We start from the raw sequence: 22,195 nt of genomic DNA, 5'->3' as shown, positions 1-22,195 counted from the left end.
CGGTTCGGGCAGGCCCTATGCCCGCCCGGACCGGCCGGTCAGCCGAAGAGGTGGTCGACCACCCTGGCCGTGGCCTTGCCGTCGTCGCGGGGGGCGAACGTGGCGCGGAAGGCGTCGTAGCGGTCGGCGTTGGCGGCGGCCACCTGGTCGATCGACCGCAGTGCCTCGATCACCTCGGCCGACGTCGACAGCAGCGGGCCCGGGCCCTGCTCCGCCAGATCGAGGTAGAGGCCCCGCTTGGCGGAGTATTTCGCCACGTCGTAGCCGTACAGGACGATCGGGCGGCCCGTGCTGGCGAAGTCGAACATGACGGACGAGTAGTCGGTCACCAGCACGTCGGTCACCAGCAACAGCTCGGCCATGTCCGGATAAGTCGTGACGTCGCGCGCGATCTCCGGCACGGCGGGCGCGGCCTGCATCGGGTGGGCGCGTACCAGGATCTCGTGGTCGGCGCCCAGCGCCTGGCGGGCCTTGGCCAGGTCGAGCTTGACCATGGCGTTCTTGCGGTCGTAGTCGCGGAAGGTCGGCGCGTAGAGCACCACGCGCTTGCCCTCGGCCAGCCCGAGCCGCTCGCGCACGGCCGCGGCGAGAGCGTCGCGGTCGGGCGAGTTGAGCAGGTCGTTGCGGGGCAGCCCGCCCTCCAGCACCTCGCCCTTGTAGCCGAACGCCTTGCGCAGCACCGGAGTGGCCCACGGCGACTGCGACAGCAGCAGGTCCCACCCGCGCACCTCGGCCGCCTGGCGGTGCCAGACGGGCGGCTTGGGGTCACGGTTCATGTGGGCCTGGTCGTTGCCGATGAACTTGGCCGGGGTGCCGTGCCAGGTCTGCACGACCACCTGGTCCTCGCGGGCGCGGAACCACACCGGCAGGAACGCGTTGGTGATGATGTGGCGCGACCTGGCCAGCGCCTCGTGGTGCTCGCGGCTGCCGGCGCGCACGACCGTCGCGCCGCCCGGCGGCACGAACGCGCCGTCCTTGACGATCCAGATGTGCTCGCGGTCGTCGCCCCGGCGCAGCCGCTCCTCGTAGACGGCGCGGATGTTGTCGGCGTAGAGGCGGCCGTCGTTGACGACGTAGACGGTGGACTCGCGCAACGGCTCGGTGCGCTGGGCCGGGTAGAACACGCGGCGCAGCACGTGGGTGCCGGCCACGCCGCGCTCCTCGGCGGGCCTGTCCTCCTCGACCGTGATCACCGGCACGTCGAAACGCGTCGAGATCATGCGGAAGACGTGGCCGCCGATCGTGCGCGGGTCTTCGTCGAGCCCGGGCAGGGCCGCGTGGTCCATCCGCAGCGGCACGATCTCGCCGGACGGGTGGCGCAGCGACATGCTCCAGGTGCCGGAGGCCAGCGGCACCGGCTCACCGAAGCGGTCCATCGCCCCGGGCTCCACGCGTACGGAGAACTCCGCGCCGGAGCGCTCCATCGGCAGCTGGTAGGACAGCCCGGACCGGTGGCGCAGCGTGAGCGTGCGCGGCCCCGGCGCGTCGGGATAGTCGCCGCGCAGCACGAGCGCGGAGCCGTCCCAGACCGCCGAGGTGATCACCGGGCGGATGCGGTGGGCCGAGATCACGATCCGGTCGCGGCGGTCGCCCAGCACGGTGATCTCGCGGTCGCCCACCGTCGAGCGGGTCTCGGTGGAGTCGCCCAGCATGACGGAGGCCGCCGGGTCGCCCTTGGGCTCGACCCAGAGCCGCCGGCCGTCCTTCTCCTGCAGCAGCGCGGGCACGGCCAGGCCGACCACGACGTCGGTGCCGTCGCCCGACGGGGTGAAGTCGGCGGCGATGCGGTGGCCGCCGAGCCGGGCGTGGCCCTTGGTCACCGTGCGGCCGGGCAGGTTGATCTTCAGCTCCAGGCGCTCGCCGTCGAGCGTCACGCCGGTCAGCTCGGCCCGGTTGGGCTGGAGCACGACCTGCAGGGCGCGGTCGGACGTCCAGACCGGCCTGACCCACCAGCCCTGCTTGACGCGGAGCCCGGCGGGCCGCTCGGGACGGCCGATGGACGAGCCGCGCAGCAGGCCGGTCGCCAGCGCGCCACGGCTCCAGAACACGATCTCGGCGCGCCACGTCGTGGCGTCGGGCACCGACGGCCTGCGGCGCATGCGGCGGCGGGCCCCGGAGACGAACCCGCGCACGCCGCCGCGCCAGCGCAGCGACCACGGGCGCAGCTCGGCGGTGAAGCCGGACCAGTCGTAGTTGCAGCCGGGCTCGCGCGCGCCGTGGGTGGCCTCGGGGGCGAGCACCCGGCGGGTGCGCATGCGGATGGGCGGCAGCCAGCGCGGCCCGCGCAGCACCACGGTCGCCATGTTGAACCGGCGACTGCGGACGGAGAGCCCGGCGAGGTAGGCGAAGCCGGTGACGCGCAGCTTGCCGTCGACCCAGACGATGTCGTCGATGTGGGTGACCGGCGTCAGGTCGGCGCGGCGCAGGCGGTAGAGGTCGGCCGGCAGCTCGTCGCGCAAGGGCAGGTCGGCGTACCAGCGCAGGCCCTTGCGGATGCGCTGGGCCGGCTCGGCCGCGGCGGCCACCACCGAGGCGAGCGTCTCGCCCTCGACGAGCTCGTCGTCGGGGCGGTGCTCGATCAGGTGGCAGATGAGGCGACGGGCGACGGGCAGGTCGCGTTTGACGCGGGCGTCGACGCCCGCGAGGTAGGGGCGTACGAGGTCGAGCATCTCGCGACGGCGCGCGGGGCCGCGTTTGACCGCCAGGTCGATGCGGGCCCCGAGGGGACCGCTGAGGACCTCGCCGTCGAACGCGGCGTCGCGACCGCCGGGGCCGACCGCTCGCATGACCGCTTCGAGAGGCTCGCCACGATCGCACAGATCCTGGACAGCCTTCAGGCGGTCGGCGAGCGTATCGCCGCCCTGGCTTCGGGCTGTGACGCCGGTGGCCATGGGAGGCACCGCCTTTCGGGCCGCCATCAGTGTTCAGCCCATGGTAATGGGAGTCACATGCGACGGAATCGCGGGTTCGCCGTAGGCGCAGGTCAGCGTCGTTACTGAAAATCGCCTGAACGCCCGTCCCAGCGCGCCTGGCGCATGTCCACCCGTTCGCCGCGCAGCGGAGTGCCCTCCTCGCGCCAGTGGGCCAGGCATTCCCGCAGGTGGTCGGGGGCGGCTCCGGTGCCGTCGGCGTGCACGACGCGCCACCACGGCACGCCGCCGCCCCAGGTGGCCATCACCTTGCCGACCTGGCGCGGGCCGGCCTCGCCGAGGTATTCGGCGATGTCGCCGTAGGCCATGACCTTGCCGGGCGGGATGCGCTCGACCAGGTCCAGCACCCGCTCGACGAAGGGGTTCACGGACTCCATGCCGTGGGGCCCGCGTCGATGATCTCGCCGAACTTGCCCAGCTCCGTCACGGCGCCGGCGGCCTCGACCTCCATGACGCCGTCGCGCAGGGTGTAGACCTCGCCGTCCTCGCCCACGAGCCGGGCGCCGAGGGCGGTGGACAGGCGCAGGAGCTGGGCCACCTGCCAGTCGGAGCCGGGCTCGCCGACCAGCTGGTCCCGCCATCGGGCCACGGGGTGCACGTCGCCGCCGTGCCCGATCACGATCTCGTCAGATCCGCGCAGCTCGAATCCGGCCGGCGCGATGGCCTTCGCAAGCTCCGCGAAGGCGAGTGGCGATTCCCGCACCACCCGCAGCTCGTATCCCATGACGCGGGACCATAGCGGATCTTTCACTCTTTTCGCTGATTGAGCAGGACGATGGCTCCGCAGAACATGGCGAGCGCCACCAGCACGCCGCCTCCGTACAGGCCCAACCGCAGCGGATCGGGCCCAGGACGGGTCGGCACGGGTGAGTCCTCGCCCTCCCCGAAGTGCTTGACGCCGGCCTCCACGCTGCGCTTGGCGCCGGTCAGCCGCGCGGCGGCGTCGAGCGCGGCGGCGGCGTCGACCACGCCGAAGCCGGTCTGGTCGTCGTATCCGGCGGCGGGCCCTCCCTTGGAGCCGGCCACGAGCGCCTGGGCGACCTGCTCGGGCGGCAGGGTGGGATGGCGCGACTTGATGAGCGCGGCCACGCCCGCCACGAGCGCGGCGGCCGAACTCGTGCCCTCGGACAGCTCGTAGCCGCCGCCGCGCTTGACCACGGGCACCTCGACGCCCGGCGCGGAGACCAGCACCGACAGGTTGTCGCTGCTGAACGACGCCCTGCGGCCCTGCTTGTCGGTGGCCGCCACGCCGATGACCCCCGGGTAACCGGCCGGGAAGCTCCAGTAGGAGGTGCTCTTCTCCCTGGCGTACGCGGTCTGGCCGTCGTTGCCCACGGCGGCGACCAGCACGACGCCCTTGCCCAGCGCGTACGAGACGGCCTCGCGCTCGGACCTGAGCGGCCCGTACGAGCCGATGGACATGCTCACGACCTGGGCGCCGTGGTTGGCGGCGTAACGCAGCGCGCGGGCGAGCGGGCTGTCGGCGGCCGGGCCGTCCTCCTCCATGGGCGGCATGGAGAAGCCGGGCTCGTCGTCGATGGCCATGGGCAGCGACAGGATGCGCGCGGCGGGCGCGACGCCGACCAGCCCGTCGTCCTCGCCGGAGCCGGCGATGAGCCCCGCCATGGCTGTGCCGTGCCGGCCGGGCCGCACCTCGCGCTGCACGGCGCCCGCCGACATGTCGGGGCCGGAGCTGACGCGGCCCTTCAATTCCTTGACGTCGGGGTCCACGGCGCTATCGACGACGGCGACGGTGACGCCCTCGCCCCTGGTCGACGCCCAGGCCTGCTCGACGTTGAGCGCGTCGAGCACCCACTTCTGCTGGTCTCTGACGGGGTCGGCGGCCGTGCCCGTGAACGCGAGGACGGCCGCCGTGACCAGGCGTACGACGGTCAGCACACGTTCCCCTGAGTGCAGGGCGGCACCTTCGGCGGGTCCGCGAGGAAGTAGGCGATCTGGTTGCCGATGGACTTGGCGGCCGGCCACAGCTCGCTGTGCAGGATCTCCTCCGGCGGGATCGCGGCGCGGGTGCGCCCGTCGGCGTAGCCGCCCGTCGAGAAGACGATGTACGGCCCCGCGCCCACCCAGCTGGTGCGCTGACGCTGGTCGGGGCCGAAGCGCTCGGTCACCGTCCCGGGGAAGGCGACCGGCAGCACGCCCACCCGGTCGTCCTGGGTGAGCTCGTCGGTCGCCGAGACCCTGGACTCCTCGTCCTCCAGCACGGCCACCCCGACCGTGAAGACGAACGAGGCCGTCTGGTCGATGTACGTCGCCCGCAGCAGCGTCCGGCAGCCGTACTCCCGCAGGATGCCGGCCACGGGGGCGTCCACGCCCTTGGCGCACTCGGTCTCGGGGGCGATGCCGACGCGGCGGGCGTACTGCTGGGCACGGTCGAGCCCGAAGTACTTCACCTCTTCGGGGAAGACGCCCGTGGCGGGCCAGGCCTGCCAGCGCCGGGCGATCTCCTCCTGCTTGTAGCGGTCCTGTTCGGCCGTGGTCAGCGGGCGGGAGCGGGTCTCGGCGAACAGGCCGACGGTGCCGAGCAGCACGACGACGGCCGACACCACGATGACGACGCTGAGCAGGGCCACGAACATGCGGCGGTAGCGCACCCCCTGCTGGAGGGAGGTGACCTCGGCGCGCTGCCGGGCGACCGTACGCGCACGGGAGTCGGCCGCCGGCCACGTGCGCACCCGCGGCCGGCGGCCGGGTGCGGCGCCGAGCGGGTTCCGCCGCCCCTGGGCGGATCCTCCCCCGGCGCGCGGCAGCCCTCCTGTCGTCGACCTACGGTTCTTCACCACCGCCTCGTTCCCGCGTCTCCGTCGCCCCCACTCCCGTGGGAAGTCGTCTATTTCGTCCCCCTTGATAGGCGGATCATGCGTCTTGTGACATCTGTGCCCGCCGTACCCGTCTGACCAGGACGAAGATGACGGACAGCGAGGCCAGCGCACCGGCTCCCGCCGCGGCGGAGATCGCCGTGTAGAGCGTGACGAGCCGGTCGTCCCGCACGATGACCGTGACCGGGCCCTCCTGCCCGCCGGCCAGCGGGCGGGCAGGGTCGTGGACGTCGAGGCCGGTCGCGGCCTCGGTGTGGCCGGCCAGCCGGGCCGCCTCGGTCAGGGCCCTGGCGGCGTTGACGACGCCGAAGCCGGTGGCGGTGTCGTAGCCGCCCGGGGGCCGGTCGGTGGCGCTGTCGGTCAGGGCCCGCGCCACCAACGGCGGCGACATGTCCGGATATTCAGCCTTGATGAGGGCGGCGACGCCCGACACGAGGGCGGTCGCCTGCGACGTGCCGCGGCCCACCCAGTACTCGTCGCCCGGCCCGGCGCCCATGATGTCCACGCCGGGCGCGGCCACCAGCACCGAGGAGTTCCAGTTGGAGAACGTCGCCCGTCGCAGCCGCCGGTCGGTCGCCCCGACCGAGACGACCCCGGGGAAGGCCGCCGGGTAGGAGTAGGGGGCGAAGGCGCCGTCGGTCTTCCTGTCGCCTTCGTTGCCCGCGGCGGCGACCAGCACGACGCCCCTGGAGATGGCGTAGCGGATGGCCGCACGCTCCTCCCGGGTCGCCAGCTGCTTGGAGATCGACATGTTGATGACGTCTGCTCCCTCGTCGACCGCGTAGCGGATGCCGCGGGCCACCACGTTCTCGAAGCGCTCGTCGGAGTTGAACTCCCGGAACCCCGGCTCCTCGTCCTCCAGGATGACCCTTACCGACAGTACGTCCGCCTCGGGCGCGACGCCGATGATCCCCCGTTTTCCTCCAGGCCCGTGACCGTGCCCGGCGATCAGCGAGGCCATGTACGTGCCGTGCAACCTGCTCGGACTCGTGCCGGGCGGGTTTGCGCCCTCGGTGAAATCTTTACCGACGCGTACCGAGCCGGCCAGGTCGCGGTGGCGCGGGTCCACACCCGAGTCGAGCACGGCCACCGTCACCCCGGCGCCCTTGCTGGTGCGCCACGCCTCGGGGAGCCGCAACGTCTTGATCACCGCCCGCTGCCCGCCGCGTACGTCGTCGGCCTGCGCGGGCGGGGCCGTGAACAGCAGCACGCCCGCCAGCGCGACGCCCACCCCGAACCGGCTCAGCACTGCCACTCCCGCGAGGTGCAGTCGGGCATCCGCGGCGTGCTCAGCCTGGTGAGCACCCGCTCGGAGATCTCGGTGGCGAAGGCGAAGATCGCGGGTCGCGGCTCGCTCGCCGCGTCCGCCGGCCGCCCGTCCACCTGACCCGCCGTGGTCAGCACGAGGTACGGCCCCGCCTGGCGTACCGACCCCGACTGGCGGACGTCGGCGGTGAACCGGTCGGCGACCGTGCCGGGGAAGGCGAGCGGCCGCAGGCCGGGCACGGGCCTGCCGCCACCGGCGAAGGCCGACTTGGCGCGTACGGCGCTCAGCTCGTCAGGGAATGCCGCCACGCCGATGGTGACGAGGACGCCGCGCAGCGCGTCGATGTACGTCGCTCGCAGCACGCCCTTGCACCCGGCCTGGCGCAGCGCCTTGGCCGCCGCGGCGTCCACCGCGTCCTCGCACGAGGTGTGCGGCGAGATGCCGATCCGGCCGGCTCGTTCGCGCCCGCCCTGCTCGGCGGAGTACGGCAGCGTGGCGGGGAAGACGCGGCCCGCGGGCCAGTTGCGCCAGCGTCCGGCGATCTCCCGCTCGGCCGCCGCGTGCAGCTCGGCCGTGCTCGGGCCGCGGGTCAGCTCGGTGCCCGCCGCGCTGCCCGCGACTCCGGCGGCCACCGCGCAGACCAGCGTCAGCGCGGAGGCCGCCACGAGCGTGGGCCACGGGCGGGCGGAGTTCACCGGTCTGACCCCCTGACAGAGAACCTGCGCATCTGACCGCCGCCCGTCGTGCTTCCCGCAAGACCCCGGCGGCAGTCCTCAGCGCAGATTTTTCCCTGCGGATCAGGGGAGCATCCCCCCATCCGCGTCAGTAGGAGGGCAGGCTCGGATCGATGGTCTTGACCCAGCTCAGCACGCCGCCGCCCACGTGGACGGCGTCGGAGAAGCCGGCGTTCTTGACGATCGCGAGAGCCTCGGCCGAGCGGGCGCCCGACTTGCAGTGGAGCACGATCTTCTTGTCCTGCGGCAGCTTCTCCAGGGCCGAGCCGTTGAGGAACTCGCCCTTCGGGATCAGCGTGGCGCCGGGGATGTTGACGATGTCGTACTCGTTGGGCTCGCGGACGTCGACGAGGAAGATGTTGTCGCCGCGGTCCTGCATGGCCTTGAGCTCCTGCGCGGTGATCGTGGAGCCGGTGGCGGCCTCGGCGGCCTCGTCGGAGATCGCGCCGCAGAACGCCTCGTAGTCCTCGAGCAGCTCGGTGACCGTCGGGTTCTTGCCGCACAGCACGCACTCGGGGTCCTTGCGGACCTTGACGTCGCGGTACTTCATCTCCAGGGCGTCGTAGATCATCAGCCGGCCGACCAGCGGGTCGCCGATGCCGGTCAGCAGCTTGATGGCCTCGTTGACCTGGATGGAGCCGATGGACGCGCACAGCACACCGAGCACGCCGCCCTCGGCGCACGACGGCACCATGCCGGGAGGCGGGGGCTCGGGGTAGAGGCAGCGGTAGCAGGGCCCGTGCTCGGCCCAGAAGACGCTCGCCTGACCGTCGAAGCGGTAGATCGAACCCCAGATGTAGGGCTTACCGAGCAGCACCGCGGCGTCGTTCACCATGTAACGCGTGGCGAAGTTGTCGGTGCCGTCGACGATGAGGTCGTAGCCCGAGAAGATCTCCATGACGTTCTCGGTGGTCAGCGCCGTGTTGTGGAGCACGACGTCGACGTACGGGTTGATCTCGCGGACCGACGCGGCGGCGCTCTCCGCCTTCAGCTTGCCCACGTCGGACTGACCGTGGATGATCTGGCGCTGCAGGTTGGACTCATCGACGACGTCGAAGTCGATGATGCCGAGGGTGCCGACACCCGCCGCCGCGAGATACATCAGCGCGGGCGAGCCCAGGCCCCCGGCGCCGACACACAGCACCTTGGCGTTCTTCAGCCGCTTCTGCCCCGCCATACCCACATCGGGAATGATCAGGTGGCGCGAGTAGCGGCGCACTTCGTCGACGGTCAGCTCTGGAGCCGGCTCGACCAGCGGTGGCAACGACACGTTCTACGCTCCCGTTTTCAGGGGGTCTTATCTCCAGTTGAAACCTAGCCGGGCAGTGGGGCATTCCCCAATCGCGTCTCACCGATCAGACGGCGCGCCTCGGCGGCCACGACCTGCGGCATCTCCATCATCGCCACATGTCCCGCGGTCGGCAGCAGCACCAGCCGTACCTGGCGGAACGCGCGGTGGGCCTTCCTGGCCATCGCCGGCCGGACCAGGCGGTCGTGGCGGCCGTGGACGATCAGCGCGGGCGCCTGGACCTTCTCCGCCTGGTGCCACAGGTTGTCCTCACCGCGGCGGAAGTACTCGGCCACGATGCCGCGCGCCGAGGCGACCATGGCCTGCCCCGCGTGCGGCAGGCCGTCGCGCCTGCGTTGCTCCTCGATGGCGTCCTTCAGCCGCATGGGATGGACGGCCTCCATGTTGGCCCAGACCATGGCGAACGACGCCTGTATGCGCTGCTCGACCGGCAGCATGCGCAGGTGGTCCGCCACCCATTCGCCCAGCATGGGCACGGCGGCGGCGGCCACGCGGACGGGGCCGTACCTCGGCAGCAGGTCGGGCAGGGCCGGGGAGATGAGCGTGAGCGTGCGCACGAGGTCGGGACGGCTCGCGGCGACCCGGACGGCGACCGCGCCGCCGAGCGAGTTGCCGAACAGGTGGGCCGGGCCCGTCCGCTCCAGCAGGCCGACCACCGCCCGCGCGTGGGCGGGGACGGAGTAGTCGCCGTCGTCGGGCGCGGGCGAGAACCCAGCGCCGGGAAGGTCGAGCGCGTGCCCCTGGACGGTGTCCTTGAGCTCGTCCATGAGGTCGGTCCAGTTGGTCGCCGCCCCGGCCAGCCCGTGCACGAACACCGCCTGCTCCGCGGGACCCCCGGGGGTCGATCGCACGTGCACCGAGCCGATCATGCGTCCTGGCCAGTGCGGGATCGGCTCCGCCATCATGGGTCCTCCTCCTCGCTCTCGCGTACGCCTCTTCCCGGTTCCCACACGATAATCATCGTCGCCGGCCACTCTCGGATTCCCCCACCTGGTACGACGGCCTCTTCTCTCCGACATTACGGACATCACCCCCCGGCGCCGCAAATCACCCCACCATGATCGACGTCGTTCGCGGCCCCTTCTCCGGGGCTTCTGCTCCGCGTCACCGGGCGATGGCCGGGGACGGACAGGGTGCGTCCATGCGTAAATCCCTTCTCATGGCCGCGGCGATCGCCGCCGCCCTGGCCGGCGGCCTCGCCGCACCCGGCACGGCCGGCGCCGCGTCCCGTCCCGGGCCCTCGTTCACGTTCGCGTTGCTCGGCGACACCCCGTACGGCGAGGCGCAGGAAGCCGCGTTCCCCGCCCTGGTCGACGACGTCGACTCCGACCCGGACGTCCGGCTCGTCCTGCACGCGGGAGACGTGAAGAGCGGCTCCACCTCCTGCGACGACGCGCACCTGACCGCGACGGCGAAGCTGTACCAGACGTTCGACGACCCGTTCGTGCTGACGCCCGGCGACAACGACTGGACCGACTGCCACCGCGTCGCGGCGGGCGGCTTCCTGCCCACCGAGCGGCTGGAGGCCGTCCGCCGGATCTTCTATCCCGCCCCCGGGCGCACGATCGGCGGCCGGGCGATGAAGGTCGAGACCCAGGCCGCCGATCCGAGGCACCGTGACTACGTCGAGAACGTGCGCTTCACCGAGAAGGGCGTCGTCTTCGCCACGGCGCACGTGGTGGGCAGCTCCAACGGCCTGGCGCCCTGGAGCGAGCTGCCCGGCGGCGACCTGCCGGAGCCGCGCACGGCCGAGTACGAGGCGCGCGAGGCCGCCGCGCTCGACTGGATCGACGCGGCCTTCGACACCGCCCGGCGCACCCGCGCGCCGGGCGTGCTGCTCATGCTGCAGGCCGAGCCCGTGCAGGCCGCCGGGTTCACCGAGATCCGCGAGCGCATCGTGGAGCACGCTCGCGCGTACGGCAAGCCGGTGCTGCTGGTGCACGGTGACGAGCACGTGCAGGAGGTGGAGCCGGGCTACGCGGGGGTGCCGAACCTGACGCGGCTGGAGACGTTCGGCGACACCGCGAGCCAGTGGCTGCGGGTGACCGTCGAGCCGAAGTCGCCGCAGGTGTTCTCCTGGGAGCAGCGGACCGTGCCGGCGCGGTGACACCCGTGGGTGCGCCGCCACCCCGGCGCACCCACGGCGCCCGACTGAAGCGCGGTTTTTAGCGGTGTATACCGCGACATAGGGGTCTAAGCGATCTCTTGACACGCCGTGATCCCGGCAAAACCTGTCGTATGCCGTTTATGGCAACCATGGTCGGAAAGCATGTCTCCAGCGGCACCCACCGTGACGACACCGGCACTCACCGTGATGAGCGGCCCAGGCCGGCGAATCGGACCGTGGGCGGGGGCCGCACTTTCGCGGAAGGCATTTCTCCGGAGCGGCCGGTCTGGCGCACCTCCGGTCAAATGGCGAACGCCGCCGTACCCTTTGACGACAAGTCGCGCGATTCTCGCGCGCGGGGGGCGGGGAAAATCGGCGCCGTAACGCATCCGCGCGCTTTCGCATTTTCGGAGCAGTACGTACGGGGCGCCGCGGTTTCGCCTTTCAGGCATGGATTCGACAGGTCGGTCGACCGAGGCCACCCACATCCGCTAGAGCCGTTGCACAGTTCCGCCCTAATCGGACATATCATGTCATTTCGTGAGATAGATCTTTAAGCCAAGCAATAAGACTCTTAATGTACTGCAAAATAGAGTGATCCCCGTTTGCTGGGTCACAGCCCCGGAAATGACATTCACCGGATGACTCACCGTAGCCATCCAAAACCTGGTTACAGGTACCCGGAAACGTCGAGAACGGGGCAATCGATCCTTTAGGGGGAAAACGCAATGCCCAAGCTCAAGAGTGTTATCGCAGGAATCGCCATCAGCACTGGCATGGCCGGTGCGCTGGTCGCTGGTGGTGCCGCCACCGCCACCGCCGCTACGCCCACCGTCATGAGCGACGACTTCGGCGACGACGTCTTCGACAACGACGACAACTTCACCCACCTCCTTCCCTTCCTTACGGACCGGGGCAGGCACCACAAGTGTGGCCGGGGACACCACGGCGGCTGGGGCGGCGGGGGCGGCTGGGGCCGTCGCAGCCACCGCAACGACCACGTCTGCATCGTCGTGCGGAATCACAACTTCAACGACAACGAGGACCGTCGCGCCGAACGTCGCGACGAGCGCAAGCGCCACAACAACCACCACCACCGCGGCCTCCTGGAGCAGGCCCGCTGACAACGCTGACAGCGTGGGAATGAGTGCTCGTCTTCTCTGATGGTCGTCGCCACCCGATGGGGTGTGCGGTTTTGCGGCCGACGGTGAATCGCGGGCTCTCGCGGACGGGCCGCGTCGAAACAAGGCGCGGTCCGTCCTGAGATTCATTTCTCCACGTCTCCGCGACATTTCAAAGGGCTCCGCCGGCATTTACGCCGGCGGAGCCCTCGTCATGTCGCTGCACGGGTGATCCGTGGCGGCGGAGATTTTCGCATGCCCGGGTTTCGGCACGCGTGTTGGCCGGGTGTTCTCACGACCCTGGCAGGTGTTTTCGAGCGAGAGGCGTCACGGCGCGGAATGGTGTCGGTTAAGAGAGGACAATCGCCGTTTCTGACGGTTCTGTCCGGTTATATCCATAGTGCGGATGGTTGATTATCAATCGTCCACCGTATGACTCCGGATAACGTCCGGCGGGCCCGCCGGTCACTTTTTCGGAGGGGTACGGAGTATCGGGCAATCGATCCTTTAGGGGGAAGGCAATGCCCACGTTCAAGTCTCTTGTCGCAGGTCTCGCCATCAGCACGGCGATGACCGGAGCAGCGGTCGCCGGTGCCGGCGCCATGACGACGGCCGAGGCCAGCACGACCACCAAGTTCGGCGCGGCGACCGCTCCGGTCGTGGCCTGGGGCAGGTGCCACAAGATCCGTCGCTGCGGCTGGGGTGGCTGGGGGCACCGTCGCCACCACCGTCACCACAACCGCGTCAACGTCCGGGTCGACAACTTCAACATCAACAACAATGAGCACCGCGAGCACCGCCGCCACGACCGCCACCACGACGACTTCTTCAAGGACGACTGGGACTGGTAAAGAGTCGACGCCACCCCCGATAGGCGGTGGTGAGCCGGTGGCGTCAGGATCCGCGCCACCGAGGAGTCCGCTCAAGCGATGAACTCCGACAGCCCATGAGTGCCCGTATTCACCGGAGACCCGCCTCCACGAGGCGACCCGCTGAATACGGGCACTCTTCATGTTCGCCGTCCTGGCCGGCCGCCCACCGCGCCCCCTAACGGGGCCGCGATCCGCGCGCGAACTGGTCGACGGCGGTCTCCACGATCCCGTCGAGCAGTTCCGGCGCCACCAGCTTCCCGTTCATCAGTGTGGCGATGCCCTGCAGCGTCGCGAACAGCACGACCCCCACGCGCTGCGGATCGCCGTGCTCCAGCACTCCCCGTGCCTGTCCCTGCGCGATCAGGTCGTGCATCAGCCCGAACGGCGCGGCGGCGGCCGCGACGAGCCGGTCGGCGCCCCCGCGGTGCTTGCCGGCGAACATCAGCTCCAACAGCGCCGCGTCCTCGGTGGCGAACCGCAGGTAGGCCGCCGCCATGGCGTGCAGGCGCGGCTCGAACTCCTCGCCCGCGGCGGTGAGCGCCGTGCGCAGCTCCTGGTCCAGCCGGGCGAACCCGGCCTCGGCGAGCGCGTCCAGCAGCGCCTGACGGTCCGCGAAGTGCCGACGCGGCGCGGCGTGGCTGACGCCGGCCTCTCGGGCCAGCTCACGCAGCGAAATCTGGTCGGCGCCGTGCCGGCGCAGGCTGCGTTCGGCGACGGCGAGCAGCGGCGGGCCACGGATCCGGGAACGGGTCGTCACCGTCTCGTCCAACGGACACCGGACGGGCACGATCGACTTCGGCGATCTCAACTGGGAACGCCGGCCCTACCGAGCGTTCGCCGCGTACGCGCAGTCGAAACTGGCCAACCTGCACCTCGGAACTGCAGCGCCGCCTCACCGAGGTCGGCTCACCGGTGCTCGCGACCGCCGCGCACCCCGGCATGGCGGCCACCGGCCTCCTCGGGCACCTCGGTGACGAACGCCCTCTGCTCCGCCTGCTCCGCACGACCATCACGAGCCGCTTCGCGCAGAGCGTCGACGACGGCGCCCTGCCCACGCTCTACGCGGCGGTGGCGGACGTCCCCGGCGGCGGCTACGCCGGCCCGGGCGGCTTCCTGCAGGGGCGCGGTGCGCCGAAACTCGTCGGGCGGTCGAGGGCCGCCTGGGACGCCGCACTCGCCCGTCGTCTGTGGACGGCCTCCGAGGAACTGACCCGCATCACGTTTCCGCTGACCGCGACGAAGGCCACGAAGCGGTGACCGCGACCCCGGCCGGCGAATCCCGGCACCGGGCCTGCGGCCGTGGCGACCGGCCGTCCCGGCGGGTGCCGCCCCATACGGCCCGACCCGCGCACAGCGGAGCCCGGCCGCGCCGCTCGAAGGAGCTGGACGACCTGGGCGCTGTCCGGACACGAAGATGCCCGCATTCATCGGGCGGCCTCCTGGCGAAGGCGGGTTCCGGTGAATGCGGGCACTTGATGGGCTTGGTCGGAGTTCATCGCTTGAACGGACTCCACGGTGGCGCGGATCCTGACGCCACCGGCTTACCACCGCTCATCGCGGTGGCGTTCGCTCTTTACCAGTCCCAGTTGTCGAAGTCATCGTGGTGGCGGTGATGACGGCGGTTGTCGTTGTCGTTGTTGTTGATGTTGTGGTTGACGACGATCACCTTGATGCGCTGCTTGTGGTGGTGACGGCGCCAGCCGCCCCATCCTCCACGTCGCCAGCCCCAGCCGCAGCGGCGGATCTTGTGGCACCTGCCGGCGGCGACGACCGGAGCGGTCGCCGCGCCGATCTGCGCCGCGCTGGCTTCAGCCGTCGTCATGGCGCCGCCGCCGGCGACCACTGCGCCGGTCATGGCCGTGCTGATGGCGAGACCTGCGATGAGTGTCTTGAGCGTGGGCATTGCGCTTACCCCCTGAAGGATCGATTGCCCGATACTCCACACTTCTCTGAAATCGCATTCCGGAGAAATGTGGCGGACGATTGGTAACCAACCATCCGCACTATGGATATAACCGGACGAAACGGCCACAAACCGCAATTGCCCTCTCTTAACCTATATCAGGCATCACCCTGACAAATCGCCTCTCAGGGCCCGTCCAGAACGCCGTGTGAATCCGGGCATGCGAAAATCCCCGCCTCCACGGATCGCCCGTGAGACGACATGACAAGGGCTCCGCCGGCGCCAATGCCGGCGGAGCCCTTGTTCAATGCCGTGGAGACGAGGAGAAATAAAGCTCAGGACGGGCCGCGCCTTGTTTCGACGCGGCCCGTCAATGTTGGCCCGGAATTCACCGTCGGCCGTGAGATCGCACCCCCCGTTGGGCAGCGACGGCCATCAAGGAAAACGAGCACTCATTTCTGCGCTATCAACCGATGGGCCGGTTCAGTCCGTGACGGTGTCCGAAAGAAGCTCCGGCGCCTCCATCACGCGGGGGTGGACCAGGTGGTCGTGCCGGTGGTGGTCGTGCCGACGGTGCTCCTCAAGGTGCCGTCGCGGGTTCCGGTTGTGGTTGAAGTTCTCGATGATGATCCGCAGGTGCTTGCGCTCGTGACGGTGGTGGCGACGGCCCCAGCCGCCCCAGCCGCAGCGCCGCGCGCGGAAGCACCCGTGGCCGGCGAGGACCGACGTACCGGCGCCGACCTTGGTGGTGGTGGTGGCGGCGGCGCCGGTGGTGGTCGTGGCCGCGCCGGCGACCAGGGTGCCCCCGGCCATGGCGGTGCTAAGGGCGAGCCCTGCGATGACACTCTTGAGCTTGGGCATTGCGCTTTCCCCCTAAAGGATCGATTTGCCCCGTACTCGACTTTTCTCGTTCCCCTGAGAAAAAGTCCTGGATGGCCACTGAAGAGTCATCCGGTAAGTGTCTTTTCCGGCACTGTGGGTGAGCAAACAGCAATCTCCCCATTTTGCTATGCATTAGCATTACTATTGCTCGCATTAAACATTTATAGAGGGGATTATCATGATTTATCCCAGTATGTCCTATTTGATGATCGCCAACGAGTCAGAAAACGCGCCGGCACCCCCGGTCACTCCCAGCGGAACAGCCGTACGGCCAGCCCCGAGAAGAGCACCAGACCGGCCGCCATCACCGCCAGATGCGGCAATTGCGGCCATTCCCCCGCCCACGTGTCCCGCATGGCGTTCACGAACGGACCGACCACCGAGAAATCGCTGATCACGCGCAACGCGTCCGGCATGACCTCGCGCGGAATCCACATGCCGGCCACGAACAGCAGCGGGAACATCGAGATCGACCCGATGGTGGACGCGGTGGTGCCGTTCGGCGCGACCGCGGCGATCACCAGACCCAGCGCCAGCATCGCGGCGGCGCCCAGCAGGAAGACCAGCACGAAGCCGAACACCTGGGCCGGGAGCTGCGAGCCGAGCACCAGCCACCCGGAGAGGATCACCACGACGGCCGCGATCGAGGCGACGACCAGGTTGAGCGCCAGCTGCGCGCCGAGCAGCCGCGCGGGGTTCACGGGCGTGGTCGACATCCTGCGCAGCACACCCCTCTCCCGGTACGTGGCCAGCGCGTTCGGCAGCACCGTGAACGACGCCGTCAGCAGCGCCAGCAGGATCATCTGCGCGGGCAGCTGCGCGTCCACGACCCGCTCGCCGCCCAGGTTCGGATCGGCCTTGCGCAGGTCGGGGATCTGCCCCAGGAGCAGCAGCAGGGCGACAGGGAGCGCCAGGGCGAGCAGGGTCGCGACCCAGTCGCGCAGGAGCAGCTTCGTCTCGACGACCATGATCTTCTTCATGCGAGCTTCCTTCCGGTGAGTGCGACGAACGCGTCGTCGAGCGAGGCCTGCTCGACACGCAGGTCTTCAGGGACGATCTGCCGCTCGGCCAGCGCGAGCGTGACGACGGCGGCCAGGTTGCCGGTGCCGGTCACGACGACCTGCTCACCTGTGCGCCTGACGTCCGCGACCTCGGGCAGGGCCAGCAGCACGGCGTCGTCGACGGGGACGGAGGGCCGGAAGCGCAGGCGCTGCTCGCCGCCCACCCGTCCGATGAACCCGGCGGGCGAGTCGACGGCGACGACCCGGCCCGTGTCGATGAGCGCGATCCGGTCGCAGAGCCGTTCGGCCTCCTCCATGAAGTGCGTGACGAGCACGATCGTCACGCCGGAGTCGCGCACCTGCTCCACCAGCTGCCAGGTGTCGCGGCGGGCCTGCGGGTCGAGGCCGGTGGTCAGCTCGTCGAGCACCGCGACGCGCGGCCTGCCGACGAGCGCGAGCGCGACGGACAGGCGCTGCCGCTGGCCGCCCGAGAGCTTGCCGAACGCGCTGTCCCGCTTGGGGCCCAGCCCGACGCGTTCCATGAGCTCCCGCCAGTCGGCGGGGTCGGGGTAGAAGGAGGCGTACAGGTCGAGCGCCTCCCACACCTTGATCTGTTCCGGCAGCGCGGCGCTCTGCAGCTGGACGCCCAGCACGCGGCGCAGGGCGTCGCCCTCGGTGACGGGGTCGAGGCCGGCGACGCGCACCGTGCCGCCGTCGGGGATGCGCAGCCCCGACACGCACTCCACGGTCGTCGTCTTGCCCGCGCCGTTCGGCCCGAGGATGCCGAAGATCTCACCAGCGCGGACGTCGAACGACACGTCGTCCACCGCCACGTGGTCCCGGTAGCGCTTGTGGAGGTTCTGGACCTCGATCACGTTCATGCTTCGACGCTAGGGACGCGCGCGCCGGCGCAGAATCGTGCTAGATCCAGGAAGGGGTGTACCTAGGTACAGAAGCGGCGACCCTCAGGCCGACTTGCGGGCCTTCCGCTTGGCGGGGGCTTTCTCCTCGGCCTTCTCCTGAGCCTTCTCCTCGGCCTTCTCGTCGTCCTTGGCCTTCTTGCCGCCGGCCGCCCGCTTGGGCTTGGCCTGCGGCCGGCCGGCGCCCTCGCGCTCCCGCTTGGCCGCCTCGACGCTGGCCCGCAGCGCGGCCATGAGGTCGACCGCAGGGCCGGCCTCCTCTTCCTCACGGGCCGGGACGACCTCCTTGCCCGCCACCTTGGCCTCGATCACCTGCTGCAGCGCCTCGCGGTAGGTGTCGTGGTACTCGCTCGCGTCGAAGTCCGACTCCATGGTGCTGATCAGGGACTCGGCCATCTTGAGCTCCTGGGCGCGCACCTCGATGTCCTCTTCGAGGAAGGCGAAGTCGGGCGTGCGGATCTCGTCCGGCCACAACATGGTCTCCAGGACGAACACGCCGTCCCTGACCCTGAGCGTGGCCAGCGACTCCCGCTGGCGCAGCGCCACCTTCACCACCGCGACCTGACCCGAGCTCTCCAGCGCGTCGCGCAGCAGTACGTACGGCTTCGCGCCCTGCGCGTCCGGCTCCAGGTAGTACGACTTGGCGAAGTAGATGGGGTCGATCTGCTCCGCGGGCGTGAACTGCAGCACGTCGATCCGGCGGGAGGTGCTCAGCGGCAGATCCTCGAAGTCCTCGTCGGAGAGCACGACGACCTCGCCGCTCGCCAGCTCGTAGCCCTTGGCGATGTCCGCGTACGGGACCTCCTCGCCGTCGACCGTGCACACGCGCTTGTAGCGGATCCGACCGCCGTCCTCCCGGTGCACCTGGTGGAACGTGACGTCCTTCTGCTCGGTGGCCGAGTAGAGCTTGACCGGGATGGTGACCAGCCCGAAAGAGATCGCACCCTTCCAGATGCTGCGCATAGGTCACCCCTCAAGCTCTCGATGGCCCGCCAAAGGGGCACATACCCGTCATGGGGCAACCAATGCCATACCCGGTCGAACCCATGCTGGCCGTAGCAGGGGAACTACCCGCCGACCGTGATCGGTACGGCCTGGAAGTCAAGTGGGACGGCATCCGCGCCCTCGTCCATCTCGACGGCGGGATGAGGGTGACAGGACGCCACGGCGTGGAGTACACCCGCCGCTACCCCGAAATTTCGGGGTTCGGCATCAAGAACGCCATCATCGACGGCGAAGTCGTCGCGCTCGACCTCCACGGCAGGCCCAGCTTCATCCGCCTCCAGCACCGCATGCACCTGACCGACCCCGACCCGGCCATGCTGCGGCTCTACCCGGTCACGTACATGCCGTTCGACCTGCTCTACCTCGACGGCATGCCGCTGTTCGACCTGACCTACCGCGACCGCCGGGCACTGCTCGACGAGCTGGACATCGGCGCGCCCCCGTACTTCCCCGGCGCGTCCGACCTGCTCACGGCCACGTACGAACAGGGGCTGGAAGGCGTGGTTGCCAAACGGCTGGACTCCCCTTACCGGCCGGGCACGCGGTCGCCCTGGTGGATCAAGGTGAAGAACCTGACCGCGCGCGAGGTCGTCATCGGCGGCTGGAAACCCGGCAAAGGCCGCCGTTCGGGCGGCATCGGCTCGCTGGTCATGGGGGTGTTCACGCCGGCCGGCCTGACGTACGTCGGCCACGTGGGCACGGGCTTCACCGACACCGCCCTGGACGATCTGTACGAGGCCCTGCGGCCCCTGGAGATCCGCCACAGCCCCTTCTCCAACCAGGTCCCGTGGCGGAATCGGTGGGTTAGGCCTGATCTGGTCGGGGAGGTGGCCTACACGATGTGGACGGACGAGCAACGACTGCGGCACCCCGTGTGGCGCCGCCTGCGCCCCGACAAGCTCCCCGCGGAGGTGACGCTGTGAAAGTGCCGGTCAAGGTGGACGGGCGCGAGCTGACACTGAGCAACCTCGACAAGGTCCTCTACCCCGAGTACGGCTTCACCAAGGCAGAGGTCATCGACTACTACAGCCGCATCGCCCCCGTCCTGCTCCCGCACCTGCGCGGCCGCCCCCTGACCGTCAAGCGCTACCCGAACGGCGTCACCGGCCAGTCGTTCTTCGAGAAGAACGCCCCGGAGCACACCCCGGACTGGGTCAGGCGGGTGAACCTGCCCGCCCCCGGCAGCACCAAGAACCGCGAGACCATCGACTTCGCCGTGGTGGAGGACCTGCCGACGCTCGTCTACTACGCCAACCTGGCCGCCCTCGAACTGCACGTGCCCCAGTGGCGGGTGGACGACGACGGCCGGGCCCAGCCGCCCGACACCCTCGTGTTCGACCTCGACCCGGGGCCGCCCGCGACGATCGTCGAGTGCTGCCGGGTGGCGCTGCGGCTGCGCGAGGTGCTGGAGGCCGACGGGCTGACCGCCGTGCCGAAGACCAGCGGCAGCAAGGGCATGCAGCTGTACGCCGACTGGGACTGCCGCGAGGAGCCGTCGGCGTACGCCAAGAGGCTGGCGCAGCTCCTGGAGAAGGAGAATCCCGAAGAGGTCGTCAGTGTGATGACGAAGAAGGCGCGACCTGGCAAGGTGTTCATCGACTGGAGTCAGAACAACCCGGCCAAGACCACCGTCGCGCCCTACTCGCTGCGGGCACGCGAGCGGCCCACGGTCTCCACTCCGCTGACGTGGAAGGAGGTCGAGGGCTGCGAACGCGCCGAAGACCTCGTCTTCGCGGCGCCGGACGTGCTCGCCAGAGTGGAGAAGCGTGGCGACCTTTTCAGCCGGGCGTAGGCTGGGTGCGTCCACACCAGAAGGGGGACCGATGATGTCGGAGATGGACGTTCGCGGGGACGAGGGCTCCTACGACGAGGAGTCGGGTGAGCTGTCAATCGAGGCTCCGGAGGCCGACGCCGCCGAGCAGCACCGCGAGATGCTCCAGACGGTCGGACGACTGCGCAGGGAGTTGCCGTTCGACGCCGATCCCGCCGACGCGGCCGACCAGGACCGGGTGGTGGATCTCGACGACGACGACTACCGCTGAGCCCGGCGGTGGTGCTGACCTGCGTAAAGGAGAGTCACCGCTGACGGGTGCCGCTGTGGCGCGGCCTACCCGCACGTAGGATGTCCGCACTGCCCGCTGAGAGACCAATGGAGACCCGCGTGACCGCAACCCCGGATGCCAAGCCCCGGGGCACCCGGCTGCCCCGCCTAGCCCGCCGCCGGCAGTTGCTGAGCGCCGCGCAGGAAGTGTTCGTGGAGAACGGCTACCACGCGGCCGCCATGGACGAGATCGCCGACCGGGCGGGTGTCAGCAAGCCGGTGCTCTACCAGCACTTCCCCGGCAAGCTTGAGCTCTATCTGGCGCTGCTCGACCTGCACGTCGACGACATGGTCAACCGCTGCAGGGAGGCCCTGGCCTCCACACAGGAGAACAAACTGCGCGTGCAGGCCACGTTCAGCGCGTTCTTCGACTTCGTCTCCACGCAGGGCGAGGCGTTCCGCCTGGTCTTCGAGTCCGATCTGCGCAACGTCGCGCCCGTGCGGCAGCGGATGGAGCGGTCCCTGCGCGAGTGCGCCGAGATGGTCAGCGTCCTCATCCAGGAGGACACCGGCTGCACCAGCGACGAGGCCCACCTCCTAGGCGTCGGCCTGGTCGGCATGGCCGAGGTCAGTGCCCGTTACTGGGTCACCACGCACGGCTCGATCCCCAAGGACGCGGCCGAGCAACTCATGGCCCGCCTCGCCTGGCGCGGCATCAGCGGTTTTCCGCGTACGGCATAACCCGTTCGCTGGGCGCGATCATTCGCGTCATCGTGGGTCATGGCGCGCCACGATGGAGGTGAGCCAGCCCGTCGACTAGGGAGCCCACGATGGAAGTCAAGATCGGCGTACGCTCAGTACACCGCGAACTCGTTGTCGAGACCGACCTGTCCGCCGATCAGGTCGAAGAGCAGATCAGAGAAGCCCTGGCGGTCAACGGCGGCGTGTTCGCGCTGACCGACACGAAGGGCAGGAGGATCGTGGTGCCGGTGGCGTCGCTCGGCTTCGTCGAGATCGGCGAGGACGAGGCCCGCCCAGTCGGCTTCGGCGGCACCCTCTGACACCGGCCCGGGAGGGTACGGCGCACCCCGCCGTACCCTCCCGGCGCCGCTTCCCGCCCGGCCCGTACGGCTCCCGAAGAGACGGGCGCTCCCGTGCGGCAGGCGGTCTGTACGGCTACTGACCGCGTGCGGAAGACGCACCTGCCCGATCCCTACGGCTCCCGGCCGCGTGCGCGCGTGGGTGGATCAGGCGGGAGCCTTGGAG

24 protein-coding genes are annotated in these 22,195 nt (G+C 70.1%); 9 read left to right on the top strand and 15 right to left on the bottom strand.

Annotation, left to right across the window (positions count from 1 at the left end):
* Positions 1-38: 38 nt before the first annotated feature.
* From E1286_RS12245 to E1286_RS12205, 9 genes are all read right to left on the bottom strand, one after another.
* Positions 39-2,786, bottom strand: a complete 2,748-nt coding sequence (locus tag E1286_RS12245) for a CDP-glycerol glycerophosphotransferase family protein (protein ID WP_132611810.1) — start codon at positions 2,784-2,786, stop codon at positions 39-41.
* A gap of 206 nt (positions 2,787-2,992) precedes the next feature.
* Positions 2,993-3,307 carry an MGMT family protein gene (locus E1286_RS12240; protein ID WP_132611808.1) on the bottom strand — a complete coding sequence of 105 codons (315 nt, stop codon included), beginning with the start codon at positions 3,305-3,307 and terminating at the stop codon, positions 2,993-2,995.
* Positions 3,295-3,654 (bottom strand): hypothetical protein, encoded by a 360-nt coding sequence (locus E1286_RS12235; RefSeq protein ID WP_132611806.1) that lies wholly within the window; start codon positions 3,652-3,654, stop codon positions 3,295-3,297. The genes E1286_RS12240 and E1286_RS12235 overlap by 13 nt, the downstream gene beginning before the upstream one ends.
* Positions 3,655-3,677: 23 nt before the next feature.
* The gene (locus E1286_RS12230) at positions 3,678-4,829 is read right to left on the bottom strand and encodes a S8 family serine peptidase (protein WP_132611804.1); all 1,152 of its coding nucleotides are present in this window, start codon (positions 4,827-4,829) and stop codon (positions 3,678-3,680) included.
* On the bottom strand, positions 4,823-5,728 hold the full coding sequence (locus E1286_RS12225) for a hypothetical protein (protein ID WP_246074778.1): 906 nt from the start codon (positions 5,726-5,728) through the stop codon (positions 4,823-4,825). Before E1286_RS12225 ends, E1286_RS12230 begins: the two co-directional genes overlap by 7 nt.
* A 76-nt stretch (positions 5,729-5,804) precedes the next feature.
* Entirely contained in the window at positions 5,805-7,022 is a 1,218-nt protein-coding gene (gene mycP / locus E1286_RS12220; protein WP_246074776.1) for a type VII secretion-associated serine protease mycosin, read from the bottom strand.
* Entirely contained in the window at positions 7,010-7,729 is a 720-nt protein-coding gene (locus tag E1286_RS12215) for a hypothetical protein (protein ID WP_246074774.1), read from the bottom strand. The genes mycP and E1286_RS12215 overlap by 13 nt, the downstream gene beginning before the upstream one ends.
* Positions 7,730-7,856: 127 nt before the next feature.
* A complete protein-coding gene (gene moeZ / locus E1286_RS12210; RefSeq protein WP_132611802.1) occupies positions 7,857-9,038 on the bottom strand; it encodes an adenylyltransferase/sulfurtransferase MoeZ in 1,182 nt (393 codons plus the stop codon).
* A gap of 44 nt (positions 9,039-9,082) precedes the next feature.
* Positions 9,083-9,982 carry an alpha/beta fold hydrolase gene (locus E1286_RS12205; protein WP_132611800.1) on the bottom strand — a complete coding sequence of 300 codons (900 nt, stop codon included), beginning with the start codon at positions 9,980-9,982 and terminating at the stop codon, positions 9,083-9,085.
* A 236-nt stretch (positions 9,983-10,218) separates the two neighbouring features.
* Between E1286_RS12205 and E1286_RS12200 the strand changes: the two genes are divergently transcribed.
* The 3 genes from E1286_RS12200 (at position 10,219) to E1286_RS12190 (ending at position 13,156) form a co-directional block, all read left to right on the top strand.
* Positions 10,219-11,184 carry a metallophosphoesterase gene (locus tag E1286_RS12200; protein ID WP_132611798.1) on the top strand — a complete coding sequence of 322 codons (966 nt, stop codon included), beginning with the start codon at positions 10,219-10,221 and terminating at the stop codon, positions 11,182-11,184.
* 728 nt (positions 11,185-11,912) lie between these two features.
* Entirely contained in the window at positions 11,913-12,308 is a 396-nt protein-coding gene (locus E1286_RS12195) for a hypothetical protein (RefSeq protein WP_132611796.1), read from the top strand.
* A 518-nt stretch (positions 12,309-12,826) separates the two neighbouring features.
* Positions 12,827-13,156 carry a hypothetical protein gene (locus tag E1286_RS12190; RefSeq protein ID WP_132611794.1) on the top strand — a complete coding sequence of 110 codons (330 nt, stop codon included), beginning with the start codon at positions 12,827-12,829 and terminating at the stop codon, positions 13,154-13,156.
* A gap of 196 nt (positions 13,157-13,352) precedes the next feature.
* On the opposite strand, the gene E1286_RS12185 is transcribed toward E1286_RS12190, so the two are convergent.
* Positions 13,353-13,934, bottom strand: a complete 582-nt coding sequence (locus tag E1286_RS12185) for a TetR/AcrR family transcriptional regulator (protein ID WP_132611792.1) — start codon at positions 13,932-13,934, stop codon at positions 13,353-13,355.
* Positions 13,935-14,089: 155 nt separating this feature from the next.
* Between E1286_RS12185 and E1286_RS12180 the strand changes: the two genes are divergently transcribed.
* Positions 14,090-14,434: an SDR family NAD(P)-dependent oxidoreductase gene (locus tag E1286_RS12180; protein ID WP_223189850.1), complete on the top strand. Its 345-nt coding sequence runs from the start codon at positions 14,090-14,092 to the stop codon at positions 14,432-14,434.
* 316 nt (positions 14,435-14,750) lie between these two features.
* Here the strand turns inward: E1286_RS12180 and E1286_RS12175 are convergent, their stop codons facing one another.
* The 5 genes from E1286_RS12175 to ku form a co-directional block, all read right to left on the bottom strand.
* On the bottom strand, positions 14,751-15,080 hold the full coding sequence (locus E1286_RS12175; RefSeq protein ID WP_132611790.1) for a hypothetical protein: 330 nt from the start codon (positions 15,078-15,080) through the stop codon (positions 14,751-14,753).
* A 483-nt stretch (positions 15,081-15,563) separates the two neighbouring features.
* On the bottom strand, positions 15,564-15,941 hold the full coding sequence (locus E1286_RS12170; RefSeq protein ID WP_132611788.1) for a hypothetical protein: 378 nt from the start codon (positions 15,939-15,941) through the stop codon (positions 15,564-15,566).
* A gap of 266 nt (positions 15,942-16,207) precedes the next feature.
* Entirely contained in the window at positions 16,208-16,942 is a 735-nt protein-coding gene (locus E1286_RS12165; RefSeq protein ID WP_132611786.1) for an ABC transporter permease, read from the bottom strand.
* Complete coding sequence (locus tag E1286_RS12160; protein ID WP_132611784.1) at positions 16,939-17,844, bottom strand: ABC transporter ATP-binding protein; 906 nt, start codon at positions 17,842-17,844, stop codon at positions 16,939-16,941. The genes E1286_RS12165 and E1286_RS12160 overlap by 4 nt, the downstream gene beginning before the upstream one ends.
* 84 nt (positions 17,845-17,928) lie before the next feature.
* The gene (ku, locus tag E1286_RS12155) at positions 17,929-18,846 is read right to left on the bottom strand and encodes a non-homologous end joining protein Ku (protein ID WP_132611782.1); all 918 of its coding nucleotides are present in this window, start codon (positions 18,844-18,846) and stop codon (positions 17,929-17,931) included.
* A gap of 62 nt (positions 18,847-18,908) precedes the next feature.
* Here ku and ligD (E1286_RS12150) point away from each other — a divergent pair, with 62 nt between their 5' ends.
* From ligD (E1286_RS12150) to E1286_RS12130, 5 genes are all read left to right on the top strand, one after another.
* Entirely contained in the window at positions 18,909-19,811 is a 903-nt protein-coding gene (gene ligD, locus E1286_RS12150) for a non-homologous end-joining DNA ligase (RefSeq protein ID WP_246074772.1), read from the top strand.
* Positions 19,808-20,680 (top strand): non-homologous end-joining DNA ligase, encoded by an 873-nt coding sequence (gene ligD / locus E1286_RS12145; RefSeq protein WP_132611778.1) that lies wholly within the window; start codon positions 19,808-19,810, stop codon positions 20,678-20,680. The genes ligD (E1286_RS12150) and ligD (E1286_RS12145) overlap by 4 nt, the downstream gene beginning before the upstream one ends.
* A gap of 43 nt (positions 20,681-20,723) precedes the next feature.
* Complete coding sequence (locus E1286_RS12140) at positions 20,724-20,930, top strand: hypothetical protein (RefSeq protein WP_111184499.1); 207 nt, start codon at positions 20,724-20,726, stop codon at positions 20,928-20,930.
* A gap of 119 nt (positions 20,931-21,049) precedes the next feature.
* Positions 21,050-21,670, top strand: coding sequence for a TetR/AcrR family transcriptional regulator (locus tag E1286_RS12135; RefSeq protein WP_165969699.1), 621 nt, complete (start codon positions 21,050-21,052; stop codon positions 21,668-21,670).
* Positions 21,671-21,759: 89 nt separating this feature from the next.
* Positions 21,760-21,990, top strand: coding sequence for a DUF3107 domain-containing protein (locus E1286_RS12130; RefSeq protein ID WP_132611774.1), 231 nt, complete (start codon positions 21,760-21,762; stop codon positions 21,988-21,990).
* Positions 21,991-22,195: the final 205 nt, after the last annotated feature.

It is taken from the genome of Nonomuraea terrae, assembly GCF_004348995.1.
Taxonomy (GTDB): Bacteria; Actinomycetota; Actinomycetes; order Streptosporangiales; family Streptosporangiaceae; genus Nonomuraea; species Nonomuraea terrae.
This window is presented reverse-complemented; position numbering and strand designations above follow the sequence as displayed.

What these genes read in the sequence shown, in the direction of transcription:
- E1286_RS12245 (WP_132611810.1), bottom strand. Translation starts at nt 2,786, where the DNA reads ATGCGAGCGGTCGGCCCCGGCGGTCGCGACGCCGCGTTCGACGGCGAG.
- E1286_RS12240 (WP_132611808.1), bottom strand. Translation starts at nt 3,307, where the DNA reads ATGGAGTCCGTGAACCCCTTCGTCGAGCGGGTGCTGGACCTGGTCGAG.
- E1286_RS12235 (WP_132611806.1), bottom strand. Translation starts at nt 3,654, where the DNA reads ATGGGATACGAGCTGCGGGTGGTGCGGGAATCGCCACTCGCCTTCGCG.
- E1286_RS12205 (WP_132611800.1), bottom strand. Translation starts at nt 9,982, where the DNA reads ATGATGGCGGAGCCGATCCCGCACTGGCCAGGACGCATGATCGGCTCG.
- E1286_RS12200 (WP_132611798.1), top strand. Translation starts at nt 10,219, where the DNA reads ATGCGTAAATCCCTTCTCATGGCCGCGGCGATCGCCGCCGCCCTGGCC.
- E1286_RS12195 (WP_132611796.1), top strand. Translation starts at nt 11,913, where the DNA reads ATGCCCAAGCTCAAGAGTGTTATCGCAGGAATCGCCATCAGCACTGGC.
- E1286_RS12190 (WP_132611794.1), top strand. Translation starts at nt 12,827, where the DNA reads ATGCCCACGTTCAAGTCTCTTGTCGCAGGTCTCGCCATCAGCACGGCG.
- E1286_RS12175 (WP_132611790.1), bottom strand. Translation starts at nt 15,080, where the DNA reads ATGCCCACGCTCAAGACACTCATCGCAGGTCTCGCCATCAGCACGGCC.
- E1286_RS12170 (WP_132611788.1), bottom strand. Translation starts at nt 15,941, where the DNA reads ATGCCCAAGCTCAAGAGTGTCATCGCAGGGCTCGCCCTTAGCACCGCC.
- E1286_RS12165 (WP_132611786.1), bottom strand. Translation starts at nt 16,942, where the DNA reads ATGAAGAAGATCATGGTCGTCGAGACGAAGCTGCTCCTGCGCGACTGG.
- E1286_RS12160 (WP_132611784.1), bottom strand. Translation starts at nt 17,844, where the DNA reads ATGAACGTGATCGAGGTCCAGAACCTCCACAAGCGCTACCGGGACCAC.
- ku (WP_132611782.1), bottom strand. Translation starts at nt 18,846, where the DNA reads ATGCGCAGCATCTGGAAGGGTGCGATCTCTTTCGGGCTGGTCACCATC.
- ligD (WP_246074772.1), top strand. Translation starts at nt 18,909, where the DNA reads ATGCCATACCCGGTCGAACCCATGCTGGCCGTAGCAGGGGAACTACCC.
- E1286_RS12140 (WP_111184499.1), top strand. Translation starts at nt 20,724, where the DNA reads ATGGACGTTCGCGGGGACGAGGGCTCCTACGACGAGGAGTCGGGTGAG.
- E1286_RS12130 (WP_132611774.1), top strand. Translation starts at nt 21,760, where the DNA reads ATGGAAGTCAAGATCGGCGTACGCTCAGTACACCGCGAACTCGTTGTC.